The 17521-nt window shown below is 73.6% G+C and carries 13 protein-coding genes; 6 read left to right on the top strand and 7 right to left on the bottom strand.

All coding sequences use genetic code 11. From position 1 onward, the window contains the following. From kdpA to ACFEMC_RS14750, 6 genes are read left to right on the top strand one after another with little or no spacing between them, the layout of a single operon-like run. The gene (gene kdpA, locus ACFEMC_RS14775) at positions 1 to 1674 is read left to right on the top strand and encodes a potassium-transporting ATPase subunit KdpA (RefSeq protein ID WP_380170332.1); all 1674 of its coding nucleotides are present in this window, start codon (positions 1 to 3) and stop codon (positions 1672 to 1674) included. Next, a complete protein-coding gene (gene kdpB / locus ACFEMC_RS14770) occupies positions 1671 to 3770 on the top strand; it encodes a potassium-transporting ATPase subunit KdpB (RefSeq protein WP_380170331.1) in 2100 nt (699 codons plus the stop codon). The genes kdpA and kdpB overlap by 4 nt, the downstream gene beginning before the upstream one ends. A gap of 5 nt (positions 3771 to 3775) precedes the next feature. Continuing rightward, positions 3776 to 4369, top strand: coding sequence for a potassium-transporting ATPase subunit KdpC (gene kdpC, locus ACFEMC_RS14765; RefSeq protein WP_380170330.1), 594 nt, complete (start codon positions 3776 to 3778; stop codon positions 4367 to 4369). A 33-nt stretch (positions 4370 to 4402) separates the two neighbouring features. Beyond that, positions 4403 to 7006, top strand: coding sequence for a DUF4118 domain-containing protein (locus ACFEMC_RS14760; protein WP_380170329.1), 2604 nt, complete (start codon positions 4403 to 4405; stop codon positions 7004 to 7006). Next, the gene (locus ACFEMC_RS14755) at positions 7003 to 7683 is read left to right on the top strand and encodes a response regulator (protein WP_380170328.1); all 681 of its coding nucleotides are present in this window, start codon (positions 7003 to 7005) and stop codon (positions 7681 to 7683) included. Before ACFEMC_RS14760 ends, ACFEMC_RS14755 begins: the two co-directional genes overlap by 4 nt. 60 nt (positions 7684 to 7743) lie before the next feature. Further along, positions 7744 to 9702, top strand: a complete 1959-nt coding sequence (locus ACFEMC_RS14750; protein WP_380170327.1) for an amino acid transporter — start codon at positions 7744 to 7746, stop codon at positions 9700 to 9702. A gap of 3 nt (positions 9703 to 9705) precedes the next feature. On the opposite strand, the gene ACFEMC_RS14745 is transcribed toward ACFEMC_RS14750, so the two are convergent. From ACFEMC_RS14745 to ACFEMC_RS14715, 7 genes are all read right to left on the bottom strand, one after another. Beyond that, on the bottom strand, positions 9706 to 9996 hold the full coding sequence (locus tag ACFEMC_RS14745) for an SAV_915 family protein (protein WP_380170326.1): 291 nt from the start codon (positions 9994 to 9996) through the stop codon (positions 9706 to 9708). A gap of 93 nt (positions 9997 to 10089) precedes the next feature. Then, on the bottom strand, positions 10090 to 11562 hold the full coding sequence (locus tag ACFEMC_RS14740; protein WP_380170325.1) for an HNH endonuclease signature motif containing protein: 1473 nt from the start codon (positions 11560 to 11562) through the stop codon (positions 10090 to 10092). 154 nt (positions 11563 to 11716) lie between these two features. Next, positions 11717 to 13237: a glycerol kinase GlpK gene (gene glpK / locus ACFEMC_RS14735; protein WP_380170324.1), complete on the bottom strand. Its 1521-nt coding sequence runs from the start codon at positions 13235 to 13237 to the stop codon at positions 11717 to 11719. Positions 13238 to 13275: 38 nt separating this feature from the next. Continuing rightward, on the bottom strand, positions 13276 to 14031 hold the full coding sequence (locus tag ACFEMC_RS14730; RefSeq protein WP_380170323.1) for an IclR family transcriptional regulator: 756 nt from the start codon (positions 14029 to 14031) through the stop codon (positions 13276 to 13278). Between the two features lie 13 nt (positions 14032 to 14044). After that, positions 14045 to 14572, bottom strand: coding sequence for a beta-class carbonic anhydrase (locus ACFEMC_RS14725; protein ID WP_380170322.1), 528 nt, complete (start codon positions 14570 to 14572; stop codon positions 14045 to 14047). Positions 14573 to 14583: 11 nt separating this feature from the next. Beyond that, the gene (locus ACFEMC_RS14720) at positions 14584 to 16494 is read right to left on the bottom strand and encodes a DUF2264 domain-containing protein (RefSeq protein WP_380170321.1); all 1911 of its coding nucleotides are present in this window, start codon (positions 16492 to 16494) and stop codon (positions 14584 to 14586) included. Positions 16495 to 16504: 10 nt separating this feature from the next. Further along, positions 16505 to 17497, bottom strand: a complete 993-nt coding sequence (locus tag ACFEMC_RS14715; RefSeq protein ID WP_380170320.1) for a hydroxyacid dehydrogenase — start codon at positions 17495 to 17497, stop codon at positions 16505 to 16507. Between the last annotated feature and the right edge of the window lie 24 nt (positions 17498 to 17521).

Raw genomic sequence — 17521 nt, 5'->3', positions numbered from 1 at the left:
ATGAACGACACCACGGCGGGTCTGCTCCAGATCGGCCTGCTCGTCCTCCTCCTCGCCGCGTGCCACGTGCCGCTGGGCGACTTCATGGCGCGCACCTTCACCAGCACGCGCCACCTGCGGATCGAGCGCGGGCTCTACCGGGTGCTGCGCGTCGACGGGGACGCCGACACCCGCTGGCCCACGTACGCGCTGTCCGTCCTGGGGTTCTCGGCCGTCTCGATCCTCTTCCTCTACGCGTTCCTGCGCCTGCAGCAGTTCCTGCCGCTGTCGCTGGGGATGCCGGCCATGGAACCGACACAGGCGTGGAACACGGCCGTGTCCTTCGTGACGAACACGAACTGGCAGTCCTACTCCGGTGAGTCCGCGGTGGGCCACCTGGTCCAGATGGCCGGTCTCGCGGTGCAGAACTTCCTGTCCGCCGCGGTGGGCATCGCCGTGGCCGTCGCGCTGGTGCGTGGTCTGGTCTCGCGCGGTGCGGGCACCATCGGGAACTTCTGGGTCGACCTGACCCGCACGGCGCTGCGCATCCTGCTGCCGCTGTCGGTGGTCGCCGCGGTCGTGCTGCTGCTGACCGGGGTGGTGCAGAACTTCACCGGCGCCACGACGTACACGACGCTGGCGGGCGGCTCGCAGACCGTCATCGGTGGGCCCATCGCCTCCCAGGAGGCCATCAAGGAGCTCGGGACGAACGGCGGCGGGTTCTTCAACGCGAACTCGGCGCACCCGTTCGAGGGGCCGACCGCGTTCGCGAGCCTGTTCGAGGTGTTCCTCATGCTCCTCATCCCGTTCTCCCTGCCGCGCACGTTCGGCCGGCTGGTCGGCGACCACCGGCAGGGGCTGGCGATCCTCTCCGTCATGGGGTCGGTCTTCGCGATCAGCCTCGCCGTGACGACCTGGGCCGAGACGCACGCGCTGGGAACCGTCCCACAGGCCGTCGGGTCGGCGATGGAGGGCAAGGAGACCCGGTTCGGGGAGTGGTTGTCGGCTCTCTTCGCGACCGCGACGACCTCGACCTCCACGGGGGCGGTGAACTCGTTCCACGACAGCTACACCGCGGCCGGCGGCGGGATGCTGCTGCTCAACATGATGCTGGGCGAGGTCACACCCGGCGGAACGGGGTCCGGGCTCTACGGCATGTTGATCCTGGCGATCATCACGGTCTTCGTGGCGGGCCTCATGGTGGGCCGCACGCCGGAGTACCTCGGCAAGGGCATCCGCCAGCGCGAGATCACCTACGCCGCGCTCTACATCCTGGCGACGCCGTTCGCCCTGCTCGTCGGGGCGGCGATCGCGCTCTCGAGCCCCGACACCCGTTCGGCGATGCTCAACAGCGGGCCGCACGGCCTGTCGGAGGTCCTCTACGCCTTCGCCTCGGCCGCGAACAACAACGGGTCCGCGTTCGCGGGGCTCAGCGTGAACACCCCGTTCTGGAACACCGCGCTCGGACTGGCCATGGCCATCGGCCGCTTCCTGCCGATGCTGCTCGTGCTCGCCCTGGCCGGCGCCTTCGCCCAGCAGCGGCCGGCCGCCGAGACGGCCGGGACCCTGCCGACCCGCACGCCGACGTTCGCCGGCATGCACCTCGCCGTCGTCGTCGTGGTCACCGCCCTGACGTTCTTCCCCGCCCTGGCCCTCGGCCCGATCGCCGAGGCCCTCACTGGAGTCCAGTCGTGAGCACCGTCACCAGCACCCCCGCCCCCACCCAGCCCGAACCGGCTGCTCCGCATCGCGTCTCCAGCGGCGCGTTCAGCCCGGCGCAGCTCGTGCAGTCGCTGCCGGACGCGTTCCGCAAGCTCGACCCGCGCCACCTCGTCAAGACGCCCGTCATGTTCGTCGTGGCCGTCGGCGCGGTGCTGACGACCGTCCTGGCGGTCCTGGACCCCTCGGTGTTCTCGTGGGTCATCGTCGCCTGGCTGTGGATCACGGTCCTGTTCGCCAACCTCGCCGAAGCCGTCGCCGAGGGCCGCGGCCGGGCGCAGGCCGCCTCGCTGCGCAAGGTGAGCAGCGAGACGGTCGCGCGCCGCCTCGTGCAGGGGCGGGAGGAGGAGCGGATCGCCTCCAGCCAGCTGCGCGTCGGCGACCTCGTCGTCGTCGAGGCCGGCGAGACCGTCCCGGGTGACGGCGACGTCGTCGAAGGCGTCGCCAGCGTGGACGAGTCGGCCATCACGGGGGAGTCGGCCCCCGTCATCCGCGAGTCCGGCGGGGACCGCAGCGCCGTCACGGGCGGCACGACGGTCCTGTCCGACCGCATCGTCGTGCGCATCTCCGCCAAACCGGGCGAGAGCTTCGTCGACCGGATGATCGCCCTCGTCGAGGGGTCCGCGCGCCAGCGCACGCCCAACGAGATCGCGCTGAACATCCTGCTGGCCAGCCTGACCCTGGTGTTCCTGCTGGCCGTCGTCACCCTGCAGCCCATGGCCGTCTACTCGGGCAAGCCGCAGAGCACCGTCGTGCTCGTGGCCCTGCTCGTCTGCCTCATCCCCACGACGATCGGTGCCCTGCTGTCGGCCATCGGCATCGCCGGCATGGACCGCCTCGTGCAGCGCAACGTCCTGGCCATGTCAGGCCGCGCGGTGGAGGCCGCCGGGGACGTCGGGACGCTCCTGCTCGACAAGACCGGGACGATCACCCTGGGGAACCGGCAGGCGCACGAACTGGTCGCGGCACCGGGGGTGACGCTGGCGGCCCTGGCCGACGCGGCCCAGCTCTCCAGCCTGGCCGACGCCACCCCCGAGGGCCGGTCCGTCGTCGTCCTCGTCAAGGAGCAGTTCGGGCTGCGCGCCCGCTCCGAGGGTGAACTGCCCGGGGCCGAGTTCGTGCCGTTCACCGCCCAGACCCGCATGTCGGGGGTCGACGTCCCCACCGACACCGGGACCCGCCAGATCCGGAAGGGGGCTGCGGCCGCGGCCATGCACTGGGTGCGCACCCTGGGCGGCGAGGTCCCGGCCGAGGTCGGCCAGGTCGTCGAGGACATCTCCACCGCCGGTGGAACCCCGCTCGTCGTGGCGGAGAACTCGGGCGGGACCGCCCGCGTCCTCGGCGTCATCCACCTCAAGGACGTCGTCAAGGAGGGCATGCGCGAACGGTTCGAGCAGCTGCGCGCCATGGGGATCCGCACCGTCATGGTGACGGGCGACAACGAGCGCACGGCCCGCGCGATCGCCGTCGAGGCGGGCGTGGACGACGTCCTCGCCGAGGCCACGCCGGAGGACAAGCTCGAGCTCATCCGTCGCGAGCAGTCCGGCGGGCGCCTGGTGGCGATGATGGGCGACGGCACGAACGACGCTCCGGCCCTGGCCCAGGCCGACGTCGGCGTCGCCATGAACACGGGGACGACCGCGGCCAAGGAGGCCGGGAACATGGTCGACCTGGACTCCAACCCGACCAAGCTCATCGAGATCGTCGAGATCGGCAAGCAGCTCCTCATCACCCGCGGCGCGCTGACGACGTTCTCCATCGCCAACGACATCGCGAAGTACTTCGCGATCATCCCGGCGATGTTCGTCACGACGTTCCCGCAGCTCGACGTCCTCAACGTCATGCGCCTGGCGACGCCGGAGTCGGCCATCGTCTCGGCCGTCGTGTTCAACGCGCTCGTCATCGTGGCGCTCATCCCGCTGGCCCTGCGCGGGGTGCGGTACCGGCCCTCGAGCGCGGCGGCCCTGCTGCGCCGCAACCTGTTCGTCTACGGCCTCGGCGGGGTCGTGGTGCCCTTCATCGGCATCAAGCTCCTCGACCTGCTCATCTCCCAGATCCCCGGAATCGGCTGAGAAGAATGTCCCTCACCTTCACGAACCTGTTCCGCCAGGCCCGCACCGGCCTCGGCCTGCTCCTCGCCGCCACCGTCGTGCTCGGGTTGCTGTACCCGCTGCTCGTGTTCGGCATCGGCCGGCTCACCCCGGGTCGCGCTGACGGGCAGATCGTCAGCAGTGCGGGCAAGCCGGTCGGGTCAGTGCTCATCGGCCAGCAGTTCACGGGCGGGCAGTGGTTCTGGCCGCGTCCCTCGGCGGCGGGGAAGGACGGCTACGACCCGACCTCCTCCGGTGCCTCCAACCTCGGCCCGGAGAACTCCGACCTGCTCAAGGCCGTCGAGGAGCGTCGGGCGACCCTCGCCGCCGCCGACGGCACCGCCCCGGCCGACGTCGCGCCCGACGCGCTCACGGCGTCCGGATCGGGGCTGGACCCGGACATCTCCCCGGAGTACGCCCAGCAGCAGATCGCCCGGGTGGCGAAGGCCCGTGGGGTGAGCGAGCAGCAGGTGGCCTCGCTCGTCGCCGCGCACACCGAGGGCCGGCAGCTCGGCTTCCTCGGGGAACCCGTCGTCAACGTCCTGCAGCTGAACCTCGCCCTGGCGAAGCTCGCCTCCTGACCCGTGACCGACCCGATGTCGCACACTGCTGGGGTGGACCCCGACAGCAGGCCGAGCCGCGCCCCGCGGAGCGAGTTCGTCCGCCGGGGGCGGCTCCGGGTGTTCCTCGGCGCCGCCCCCGGCGTCGGCAAGACGTTCGCCGCCCTCGACGAGGCGCACCGGCGCCGGGACCGGGGCACGGACGTCGTGGTCGGGCTCGTGGAGTGCCACCGCCGGGAGCGGACCGAGGCCCTGCTGGAGGGTCTGGAGGTGCTGCCGCGCCGCACGGTCGGGCACCGGGGGCTCGACGTCGCAGAGCTCGACGTCGACGCCGTCCTGCGCCGCCGCCCCGAGGTCGTGGTCGTCGACGAGCTCGCCCACACGAACGCCCCCGGCGTCGTGGAGGAGGGGGGCAACGCCAAGCGCTGGCAGGACGTGGAGCAGATCTTGTCCGCCGGCATCGACGTCGTGTCCACGGTGAACATCCAGCACCTGGAGTCCCTCAACGACGTCGTCGAGCACATCACCGGCATCGAGCAGCGCGAGACGATCCCCGACGCCGTCCTGCGGGCGGCCGACCAGGTGCAGCTCGTCGACATGACGCCGGAGGCGCTGCAGCGCAGGCTCTCGCACGGCAACGTCTACGCGGCCGACCGCGTCGACGCGGCGTTGTCGAACTACTTCCGGACGGGGAACCTCACGGCGCTGCGCGAGCTGGCGCTGCTGTGGCTGGCCGACCGCGTCGACGAGGGCCTGGAGCGCTACCGCGCCCAGCAGGGCATCGAGGCCACCTGGCCCGCCCGGGAGCGCGTCGTCGTCGCCCTGACCGGCGGACCCGAGGGGGCCACCCTCGTCCGGCGTGCCGCCCGGCTGGCCGGCCGGGGCGCCGGCGGGGAACTGCACGCGGTCCACGTCGCGCGCGGCGACGGCCTGGTCCGCAGCTCCCCGGCGCGGCTGGCCGAGCAGCGCGACCTCGTCGAGGCCCTCGGCGGGACGTACCACCAGGTCGTGGGGGAGGACGTCGCCACCTCCGTGCTGGAGTTCGCCCGCGCCGTGAACGCCTCCCAGATCGTCGTCGGCGCCAGCCGGCACCGGCCGCTGGCCTCCCTCGTGCGCCGCAGCGTGGGCGACGCCGTCGTCCGTGGCTCCGGAGCCATCGACGTGCTGGTCGTGACGCACGAGGAGCAGGCCAAGCCCTTCGGGCTGCCCCGACCGGCGCGGGCGGCCCTGTCGGGGGAGCGTCGCGTCCTCGGCTGGGTCGTCGCGCTGCTGGGCCCCCTCGCGGTCACCGGCGGGCTGCTGCTCTTCCCGCGCCAGGACCTCTCGACCGACCTCATGATCTTCCTCGTCGTCGTCGTGGGCGCCGCCCTCGCGGGGGGTGTCCTGCCGGCGCTGGCCGCGGCCCTGGCGGCCGGCCTGGCCGTCAACTGGTTCTTCACCGAGCCGGTGCACCAGTTCACGATCGCCCAGCCGGCCAACGCCGTGGCCCTGGCGGTCTTCCTCCTCGTCGCCTTCGCCGTCTCCTCCCTCGTCGACACCTCGGCGCGCCGGACGCGGGAGGCCCAGCGTTCCCGCGCGGAGTCCGAGGCTCTGTCCGTCCTGACCCGCACGGCCCTGCTGGCGACCGACCCGCTGACCGAGGCCCTGCGGCACACCCGGGAGACGTTCGCCGTCGACTCCGTGACGCTGCTCGAACGCACCGACGTGCGCTCGCCGTGGACCGTGGCCGCGGCGACGGGGGACCCCGTCTGCACCCAGCCGGCCGACGCGGACGCCGAGGTCGTCGTGGACGACCTCACCTGCCTCGTGCTGCGCGGGCGCCTCCTCGTCGCCGGCGACCGCCGCGTCCTGGAGGTCTTCGCCGCCCAGATCGCCGCGGTGCGCCAGCGCCAGCGGCTGCGGGCCGAGGCGGCCCAGGTGCGCCGGCTGGAGGAGGGCGACGCCGTCCGCGGCGCCCTGCTGACGGCCGTCTCGCACGACCTGCGCACCCCGCTGGCCACGCTCAAGGCCTCGCTGGACAGCCTGCGCGCCACGGACATCGAGCTGCCGGAGGAGGTCCGCACCGAACTGCTGGACGAGGTCGCGCACTCCGCCGACCGCCTGCAGGCCCTCATCGACGACCTGCTCGACCTCACGCGCGTGCGCAGCGGGGTCGTCGAACCCCACCTGGTCGTGGTCGACCTCGACGAGGTCGTGGCGGCCGCGGTGCGCGACCTGCCCGGCGTCGACGTGCGCGTCCCGGCCGACCTGCCGCCCGTCTCCACCGATCCCGGTCTGCTGCAGCGCGTCGTGGCCAACCTCGCGCAGAACGCCGTCCGGCACGGCGCCGGGTCGGGGAGTTCGGGCGTGCAGGTGGACGCGGTCGTGGCGACCGAGGACGGGCACCGCGCCGTCCGGCTCCTGGTCGTCGACCACGGCCCCGGCCTGCCGGGTGCTGCGAAGGAGCGCGCCTTCACCCCGTTCCAGCGGCTCGGAGACCGCTCGACCGCCGGGCTGGGGCTCGGCCTGGCCGTCGCCCGCGGCCTGGCCGAGGCCGTCGGCGGCAGGCTCGACGCCGAGGACACCCCCGGTGGCGGGCTGACGATGGTGCTCGAACTGCCCCTGGCCGGGCACGCGCACGAGCTGGCCCCCGAACCTGCGGCAGGATCGAGCGCGTGAGCAGAGTGCTGGTGGTCGACGACGAACCGGGTCTGCGGAGGGCGCTGTCGATCAACCTCTCCGCCCGCGGCTGGGACGTCACGGTGGCTGCCGACGGGGCCGGCGCCCTCGAGGCCGCGGCCGCCACCCACCCGGACGTCGTGCTGCTCGACCTCGGTCTTCCCGACCTCGACGGACTCGACGTCATCGCCGGCATCCGCGGCTGGAGCCCGGTGCCGATCATCGTGCTCACCGCCCGCACGGCCTCGGCCGACGCCGTCGACGCCCTCGACGCGGGGGCCGACGACTACGTCACCAAGCCGTTCGCGATGGACGTGCTGCTGGCCCGGTTGCGGGCCGCGGTCCGGCGGGGCGTCGGCGCCGACAACTCCGCCCCCGAGGTGCTCGACGCGGGCGGTCTCCACATCGACCTGGCCCGCCGCACGGTGTCGCGGGACGGGGAGCCGGTGAAGCTCACCCCGACCGAGTGGCACCTGCTCCAGGTCCTCGTGACGAACGCCGGGCGGCTCGTGAGCCAGACGCAGCTGCTGCAGGAGGTGTGGGGCCCGGCCTACGGCCGCGAGACCAACTACCTGCGGGTCTACGTGGGCCAGCTGCGCCGCAAGCTCGAGGAGACCCCCTCCGCACCCCAGCACCTCATCACCGAACCCGGGATGGGGTACCGGTTCGAGCTCTGAGCGTCAACGAGGCGTCAAGATCGGCCGATCGGCTTGCCGAGGCGTCGGGTCGGTGCGTCCATGAACGTCGTGCCTACGCAGTCCCCCGCCCGTCCCCTGCGGGACTCCGCCCGGTCCTGGTTGCTCGACGGTCTCACCGACCGCGCGGCCCACCAGCCCGGTCCCCACCGCAAGCCGCACCGCGAGCACGCCGGGCACCCGTGGTGGAAGGTCGTGTGCCTCACCGGGGTCGACTACTTCTCCACCCTCGGCTACCAGCCGGCGATCGCCTTCCTGGCCGCCGGCGTCATCTCGCCCGTGGCGACCCTCGTGCTCGTCCTCGTGACCCTCTTCGGCGCGCTGCCGGTGTACCGGCGGGTCGCTCGCGAGAGCCCGCACGGGGAGGGGTCCATCGCGATGCTGGAGAAGGTGCTGCCGTGGTGGGGCGGCAAGCTGTTCGTCCTCGTGCTGCTCGGCTTCGCCGCGACCGACTTCCTCATCACCATGACGCTGTCGGCCGCCGACGCGACCAAGCACGCGCTGGAGAACCCCTACGTGCCGCACTTCCTCGAGGGGCACCAGCTGGGCGTGACCCTCGTCCTGCTCGCGCTGCTGGGCGCGGTCTTCCTGCGCGGGTTCTCCGAGGCCATCGGCGTCGCGGTGGTCCTGGTGGTCGTCTTCCTCGGGCTGAACCTCGTCGTCGTGCTCGACGCGGTCGTGCACGTCATCGGTCAGCCCGTGTCGGTGCACCGCTGGTGGGAGGCCGTGCTGGCCCAGGGCAGCTCCCCGTTCGCGGTCGTGGGCGCCGCGCTCATCGTCTTCCCCCAGCTCGCCCTGGGGTTGTCCGGCTTCGAGACGGGTGTCCTGGTCATGCCGCAGGTGGAAGGCGGTTCGCGCGGACAGGCGCTGCTGCAGCGCATCGCGGGCACCCGCCGGCTGCTGACGGTCGCGGCCCTGACGATGAGCGCGTTCCTGCTGGCCTCCAGCTTCGCCACGTCCGTCCTCATCCCCGCCCACGAGTTCCAGCCGGGCGGCGGGGCGAACGGGCGCGCCCTGGCGTACCTCGCGCACGAGTACCTGGGCAACGGTTTCGGCACCGCGTACGACGTCTCGACGATCGCCATCCTGTGGTTCGCCGGTGCGTCCGCCATGGCCGGGTTGCTGAACCTCGTGCCCCGGTACCTCCCGCGGTACGGGATGGCGCCGCAGTGGGCGCGGTCGGTCCGGCCGCTGGTGATCCTCTTCACCCTCGTCGCGTTCCTCGTGACCTGGATCTTCGACGCCGACGTCGACGCGCAGGGCGGTGCCTACGCCACGGGCGTGCTCGTCCTCATCACGTCCGCGACCGTCGCCGTGACCCTGTCGGCGCACCGTCACGGGCAGAAGGGCGCACGGGCGTTCTTCGCCGTGGTGACCGTGGTGTTCCTCTACACGACCGTCGCGAACGTCGTCGAGCGTCCCGAGGGCGTCAAGATCGCCGCCTGCTTCATCGCTGCGATCATCACCGTCTCGCTCGTGTCCCGCGCCCTGCGCGCGTTCGAGCTGCGCGCCGACGGCGTCGAGTTCGACGAGACGGCGCAGCGGTTCCTCGACGAGGCCGTGTCCCGGGGTGCGCTGAACATCATCGCCAACGAACCCGACGCCCGGGACGCCGCCGAGTACGCCGAGAAGTGGTACGACGAGCGCCGCGACCAGCACATCCCCTCCGACGAACCGGCCGTGTTCCTCGAGGTCACCGTCGCCGACGCCTCCGACTTCGAGACGAAGCTGCGGGTGTGCGGGGAGGAGCGGTTCGGCCACCGCGTCCTCACGGTCCGCAGTGCGGCCGTGGCGAACTCCGTGGCGGCCGTCGCCCTCGCGGTGCACGACCGCACCGGCGTCCTGCCGGACGTGTGGTTCGAGTGGTCCGAGGGGAACCCGCTGGCCAACATCGTGCGGTTCCTCTTCCTCGGCGTCGGGGAGGTCGCACCGGTGACCCGTGAGGTCGTGCGCCGCGCCGTCCCCGACCCGGCGCAGCGTCCGCGGGTGCACGCGGGCTGATCGTCAGGCCGCCACGAGACGCGCCGGGGGCTTGGCGGGGGCGAGGCTGAGGCGCGGGTCGACCGTCAGTGCCGTGGTGCCACGCGCCTCCAACAACAGCCGCAGCGCGCCGATGCCGAGTTCCACGCACGCGCACTCCGCCCCCAGCACTTCGCGCAGCAGGTCCCGCGAGGTGAAACCGACCCCCGTCCGGACACCGCCCGGGTCGAGGAACGTCCGCAGGACGACGGCGGGACCGTGGCGGCGCACGGGGACGAACAACCGGGCTGGTGAACTGGTGGCGCTGGTGGGCATGACGACGACGCTAGGGACCACGGAGTCGTGGGGGAACCGTTCTTGACGCACGCCTGACACCCTGCGGCGCAGTGCTGACGCCGCGCTGACGCCCTAGAACGGTGGTGGGTCGTCGGCCTCGCGGGCAGCGCGCAGCGCCGCGACCCGCCGGGCGCGGTCGTCGACGTGTTCCCACACGAACTGGGTCTTGAACCGGTGGTGCGTCCGGCACAGGGGTTGCAGGTTCTCGGCGGTGGTGGGCCCGTCGGGCCAGGGGACGAGGTGGTCCAGGTCGCAGTCCGCGGCCGGGCGCACGCACCCCGGCCCGCGGCAGGTCCCGTCGCGGGCGACGATGAACCGCCGCAGCGCCGCGGAGGGGCGGTAGACGTCAGCAGCGACGTCGACGACGTCCCGCGTGCCGGGGGCGACGATCACCTTGCGCCAGGTCGCGTCGGGGTCGGCGGCCAGTTCCCGCGCCGTCTCGATGGACACCGGCCCCAGGCCGTCGACCCACGCTGAGTCCTCGGGAAGATCCCCGCCGTCGTAGCCGTCGGTGCCGAACAGGGTGGTCGCATCGACGCGCAGCAGGACGTGGACGCTGGTCGCGGGCCGGTGACTGCGCCCGGTGGTGACGGGGTGGTCCTCATCGGCCGGGCGCTGGTGGGTCTGGTCGGAGACGGCCGGGGTCCAGCGCGTGAGGCCGTCGCGCAGGACGTCGACGAGGGCGTCGTTGACCCTGGTGGCGTGGTCCCGGTCGTCGTGGACGCCGTGGGTCGTGGTGTGGTCGGTGGTGGCGTCGGCGAAGGCGGTGGCGGACGTCATCAACCGCCGCCCCAAGCCGAGGGGGAGCTCCAGGGACAGGTGGGCGGTGGCGCCGTCCTCGCAGTCGGTCAGGACCGCTTCGCGTCCGGGGTGGCGGGTGTGGTGGACGACGCGTTCGTGCTGGGGGGTCATCCGTTCCAGCAGCCGGAAGCAGCGGCCGTGCAGGGCTGAGCCGACCTTGCCGTCGCGCGCCCAGGCCAGGGCGGTGGTGTGGAACCGGTCCAGTGCCTGGGTGAGGGCCTCGCCGTCGAGGAGCGCGGGACCTTCGGTGATCGCCCCGTTCGCGTTCGTGGTGTCGGCGTCTGCGGTGAGGGTTGCGGTGAGGGTTGCGGTGCGGGCGGCCAGGCGGCGGGACTGGGCCAGGATGGCGCGGGCTTGGCGGGCGGTGACGTGCCCGGCGGCGACGGCTTCCCACACGGGGCGTTCGGCGGTGCCGGCGGCGTGGGCGGTCCACACGTGGGTCAGGGCCGACTCGATGGGGACTCCGCAGCTGCGGGAGTGGTGCAGGGCGACGACTTCGACGGCGGCGCGCAGCGGGTTCCAGGGGGCGAAGTCGTGCCCGCGCAGGCGCAGGAAGACCTGCTCGCGTCGTTCGATGAGTTCCCCGGCCTGGTCGGGGTGGGGGTGGGTGCTGAGTTGGGTGATGAGGTCGGCCAGGCCGAGCAGTTCGGCGGCGTGGGCCTGGTCGGCGGTGCGGCGCAGGGCGGCGAGGTGGGCGTCGACGTCGAGGTCGGTGAACCCGTCGGCGTCGAGGAGAAACGGCAACGACTGCGAGGGCGGGGCGGGGCGGTGTGCGGGGGGTGTTCCACGCGTTCCGCAACCGCTGCCGTCATGACCTGATCCTACCTGTCAGGAACCGTTCGAACACGACGAACGCACTGTGCCGCAACCATTTCACAGAGTCCCCGAGGGGCGAGGGTCAGTGCCGGATCCACCCGAACGTCCGCCGGACGGCCTCCTGCCAGTCCTCCCACCCACGGTCGCGGTCCTCCGGTCCCATCGACGGCGTCCACTGCCCGGCGCGGTGCCAGCGCCGGCGCAGCGCTTCGCGGTCGGGCCAGAAACCCACGGCGAGGCCGGCGGAGTAGGCCGCGCCGAGGGAGACGGTCTCGCTGACCATGGGTCGCACGACGGGGGCGTCGAGGACGTCGGCGACCGTCTGCATGAGGAGGTTGTTCGACGTCATGCCGCCGTCGACGCGCAGCGAGTTCAGCCGCAGCCCGGAGTCGGCGTCCATGGCCTCGACGACCTCGCGGGTCTGCCAGGCCGTGGACTCCAGCGCGGCGCGGGCGATGTGGCCCTTCGTGACGTACCCGGTCAAGCCGATGAGCAGCCCGCGCGCCTCCGCCCGCCAGTGCGGGGCGAACAACCCCGAGAACGCCGGCACGAAGTAGCAGCCGCCGTTGTCCGGAACCGTGCGGGCCAGGGTCTCCACCTCCGGCGCGGTGGAGATGAGGCCGAGGTTGTCGCGCAACCACTGCACGAGCGCCCCGGTCACCGCGATGGAACCCTCCAGCGCGTAGACCGGGGGTTCACCCTCGACCTGGTGGGCCACCGTCGTCAGCAGCCCGTGGGAGGACCGCGTGATCTCCGGACCGGTGTTCATCAGCAGGAAGCTGCCCGTCCCGTACGTGCACTTGGCGTCCCCGGGGGAGAAGCACGTCTGGCCGAACAGCGCGGCCTGCTGGTCGCCGAGGGCGGCTCCGATGACGGCCCCGGGCACGACCGTGCGGGCGCGGCCGTAGACCTGCGAACTCGGCACGATCTGCGGCAGGCTCCGCCGCGGGACGCCGAACACCTCGAGCATCTGCGGGGAGTAGTCCAGCGTCGCGAGGTCCATGAGCATCGTGCGGCTGGCGTTCGTCACGTCCGTCACGTGCCGGCCGCCGTCCGGGCCGCCCGTCAGGTTCCACACGAGCCAGGAGTCGATGGTGCCGAACAGCACGTCGCCGGACTCGGCCCGTCGCCGCAACCCCGCGTCCGCCTGCAGCATCCACGCGATCCGGGGGCCGGAGAAGTACGTCGTCAGCGGCAGCCCGCACACGTCGGTGAACCGGTCGGCCCCGACCTCGGCGGACAGCTCCTCGACGAGGTCCGCCGTGCGGGTGTCCTGCCACACCACGGCCGGTCCGACGGGGTCGCCCGTGCGCCGGTCCCAGGCGACGACGGTCTCGCGCTGGTTCGTGATGCCGATGGCCACCACGTCGGCCGGGACGGCGTCGACCTGCGCCATGGCCTGCGGGACGAGGCGCGCGACGTTGCGCCAGATCTCCGCGGCGTCGTGCTCGACCCAGCCGGGACGGGGGTAGTGCTGGCGGTGCTCGCGCTGGGCGACCGCGACGAGCCGGCCCGCGTGGTCGAAGAGGATGCACCGCGTCGACGTGGTGCCCTGGTCGATCGCGACGACGTAGCCCTGGTGCTCGGGTCGGTGGTCGCTCACGGCGTCATCCTGCCCGACGGCCCGCCGGGCTCGTGGGTTCAGCGGTCCCGCGCGCCGAGACCGCGGGAGATCGACCGGGCCGCCTGCCGGACGGCGGGCACGAGCCCGGCCCGGGGGCGTCCGCGCGCGTCGACGATCCGGTCGACCTCGCCGTCCACCCCGATCGCGCCGACGACGATGCCGCCGAGGTCGCGCACGGGGGCGGCGATGCCTGCCACCCCCGGCAGGGCCTCTTCGACCTCCAGGGCCCACCCCTGCTCGCGCACGGCGGCCAGCGTGCGCCGCAGGACGGCCGGGTCGACGACGGTGCGCCCGGTCATGGCGATGAGCCGACGGCGGTCCGGCCGCACGGGCGCCGAGGCGAGCAGCACCTTGCCGAGCGCGCACGCGTGCGCCGGCATCGACGTGCCGGTGCGCAGCTGCTGGGCGCTGTCGTCGGGGCGGAACACGTGGTGCACGACGAGGGCGCGGCCCTCGGACAGCGTGGCGAGCAGGACCGACTCCCCGGTCCGGCTGGCCAGGGAGTCGGCCCAGTTCACCGCGCGGGCGCGCAGGTCGTTGGCGTCGATGCGAGGTCGGCCGAGGTCGGACAGGTCCGGTGCGGCGCGGTAGTCGCCGTCCTCGTCCTGGACGACGAGCCCGAGGTCGACGAGCGTGCGCACGATGCCGTGCGCCGTGGTCTTGGCCAGGCCCAGCGCGTTCGCGACGTCGACGATCCCGAGCCCCTGCCCGGCCCCGGCGAGCAGGCGCAGCACGGCCACGGCGCGCTCGATGGACTGGATGGGGCCGGGCACGGGAGGTCCGCCCTCAGGCCCGGGGCAGGTCCTCCGCCGTGGCGTCGGAGGGCACGACCATCTCGATGGCTCCGCTGCGCACGTCGTAGATCCCGCCGGCCACGGGCATCGTCGGCGGCAGGAACGGCCAGGACCGGATGCGCTGGACGTCGTGGACGAGGGTGGCGCGCTGGTCGGCGATGGTGCGGAAGTCGATGCTGCGCGAGTCCACGCCCTGGGCGAGCACCTTCGCGTGCACGTCGGGGTCGGTGTTCTTCGTCATCCCGCAGTCGGTGTGCGCGAGCAGGAGCACGCGCTCGACCCCCAGCAGGTAGTGCGCCAGGACGAGGGTGCGCAGGGTGTCGTCGGTGACGCGGGCGCCGGCGTTGCGCAGGATCTTCGCGTCGCCCTTGGACAGGCCGAGCATCTCCAGCGGGGAGATGCGCGAGTCCATGCAGGTGATGACGGCGAGCCCGACCCCGGCGACTCCGGGGCGTCCGTCGTCGACGAAGGTCTTGGCGTACTCGGCGTTGGCGGTCAGGACGTCGCTGAAGGGATCCACGGCGACAGTTCTTACCACTCCACCGCGGGGGCGTCTCCCGGGCTGGGCGGCAGCGCGATCCGGCACCGGGCACCGTCGTCGAAGACGACCTCGACCTCCCGTGGACCGACCAGCACGTCGGGGGCCGGGCCCGGGTCCGCTGCGGTGAGGGCGGCCAGCACGACCGCCGGTGAGGGGCCCGCGACGCCCCGCAACCGCGGCACGAGGGCCCAGGCGCCGTAGGCCGTGCCGGCGGGAGCCCGCACGACGTCCGCGACGTCGAACCCCGCGACCGCCGCGAAGCGGCTCTGCAGGTCCGCCGTCGACAGCTCGACCGCGGTCCCGGCGACGTCCGCCGCGAGCTCCTCGGGCCGGCCGGCCGCCAGGGCCCAGCCGGTGGCGCTCACCGCGGTGCCGGCGGGGACCGCCTCCCAGGCGTAGACCCGCACCTCCCACGCCCCGCGCGCCGCCACGACGGTCAGCACCTGGGCCTGCGGCAGGTGTCCGCCGGGGAAGACCGGCCGGTGCCGGCTGGCCGCCCACCCCGGTCCCGTCCCGACGGGGTCGAACCCGGCGCGCACGCCGTCCCGCAGTCCGCCGCGCCCGTCCGGCCGGTGCACCACCACGGTGTTGTCGGCGACGTTCGCGGCCGACGTGGGACCCGTCCGCGTCGAGTACGCCAGCCGCGCGTACAGCGGGTCGACGGCGGTCGGCTGGCCCGGCCGGGAGTGGTCGGACCCGTGGTTGTGGACGCGGACGAGGCCGTCGGGGGTGTTCTGCACCAGCCAGCCCGCGGGGGCGACCGGGGTGGTGCGCGCGGGCCCGGTGGCCGGGACGGGTTCTTCCACCGCCGTCCAGAGCGGGTGGTCGGCGGGCGCCAGCAGCGCGACGAACGCCTTCGACAGCCAGTACGGCGACCCCGGTCCGGAGTACGGCTGCACGGTCGCGGCGTGCGGGCCGTACCAGCCGCGCACGAACACCCCGTCCCGGGTCGCGCCGCGGTCCAGGAAGTGCCGCACGGCCCCGGACAGCAGGGACCGGTTCACCCCCGGCGACCACGGCGTCGCCCCCGTGACGGCGCCCGCGGCGACGGAACCGGCGGCGGCGAACCGGTAGGTCAGCGAACGGCCCTGGTGCAGCGGGGCGCCGTTGGCGTCGAACGTGCGGGCGAACACCTCCAGGAACTCCCGCAACCGCCCGCCGACCCGGTGCGCGAGTTCGGCGTCCCCCCGCAGGTGCGCGTGCAGCACCGGGTACAGGTGCATCGCCCAGCCCACGTAGTGGTCGAACATCCGGCCGTCGCCGTCGGAGTACCAGCCCTCGCCCCGGTACCAGCCCTCGAGGAGTTCCAGGCCGCGGTCGACCGTGTGCGCCGTCTCGGCGTCGCCGCGGCCGGCGCCGGTGAGGAAGGACGCCACGGCGAGGGGGAACAGGTACCAGTTGTTCGGCGCGGGTTCGTGGCGCAGGCTGCCGCGCAACCAGGCCTCGACCTGGTCCTGCTCGGGACCGGAGAGTCCGTCCCACAACCACTCCCGTGTGAGGTCGAGCGCGAGGGCGACCGAGGCGGACTCCACCATGGGCTGCCCGCCGTCGTGGACGGACCGGACGGGGGGCCACGACTCGGCGTCGTCCACCCCCGGGGTGCGGGTTCCCGCGAGCAGCCCGCGGCGGTAGTGCGCGAGGTGCCCGTGCGGGTCCTCCCCGCCCGTCCCGGCGACGCGGAACGCGGCGACGAGGAACGTGCGGGCGAAACCCTCCAGCCCGTCGGAGGTCCAGCCGGCCCGCGCGGGTTCACCGGGAAGGTCGATGCGGCCGAAACCCGGGGTGGCCCAGGGGCGGACCGCCAGCAGCAGGTCGTCGGCCGCGGCCAGCCAGTGCGCCCGGGTCCAGCCCGTGACGGGGGAGAGGACCCGGTCCTCGGGGACCTGGGACAGCAGCGGCACGGGGTTCCTCTCAGGCGGTGCGGGACAGGGCCGGGTGGGCCACGGGGTGCAGCAGCGGCAACCCGGCGGCCAGCCGCTCGACCTCGGCCGCCGCGGCGGACGTCAGCCGCCGCAGCTCGTTGCCCTGCGATCCCGCGACGTGCGGCGTCAGCAGCACGTTCGGCAGGTCCCACAGGGGGGAGTGCGCCGGCAGGGGCTCGGGGTCGGTGACGTCGAGGACGGCGGTGAGGCGGCCGCGCAGGAGTTCGGTCTCGAGGGCCGCGGCGTCGACGACGGCCCCGCGCGCGGTGTTCACGAGGGTCGAGCCGTCGCGCAGCGCGGCGAGGACGCGGGCGTCGACGAGGCCGCGCGTCTCGGGCAGCAGCGGGGTGTGCACGCTGAACACGTCGCTGCGCGCGGCGAGTTCGAGCAGGCCCACGGGTTCGGCCCCGAGCCCACGCAGTTCGGCGTCCGCGACGTAGGGGTCGTGCACGAGCACCTCGAGGTCGAAGGGGCGCAGCAGTTCCAGCACGCGGCGGCCCACGAGGGAGGCGGACAGGATCCCGACGGTGGACCCGAAGTTCCCCCGGCCCTCGGGCAGCGGGGCCGGTCGCGACCGTCGCGCGTGGAACCCGCGGGCGGCGGTCAGCACGTCCTTGCCCGCCAGCAGCACGACGGCCAGCGTGAACTCCGCCACGGGGACGGCGTTCTGCGCGGCCGCGGAGGACACGACGATCCCGCGTTCCCACACGGCCGGGGTGACGTGCGCGCGCACCGATCCCGCGGTGTGCACGACGGCCCGCAGCCGGGGCGCGGAACCGACCGCGACGGGGTCCAGGACGGGACACCCCCACCCGGTGACCAGGACGTCCACCTCGGCGAGGACGGCCCGCGCGGCGGGAGTGGCGAACTCCGTCAGCACGCCGGGGGACAGGTCCACGCACCGGCCCAGGCGTTCCAGGAACGGACCGTCGACGACCCGGTCGTAGGTGGGCGGGCTCATCGCCAGCGCGGCGCGCATCATGCGGCGGACTGTTCCGGCGGCCCG

The sequence above is a fragment of the Kineococcus sp. DHX-1 genome (genome assembly GCF_042473625.1).
In the GTDB taxonomy this organism is placed as follows: Bacteria; Actinomycetota; Actinomycetes; order Actinomycetales; family Kineococcaceae; genus Kineococcus.
Note: the sequence above shows the minus strand (reverse complement) of the source record. Positions and strands in the feature narration are given on the sequence as shown.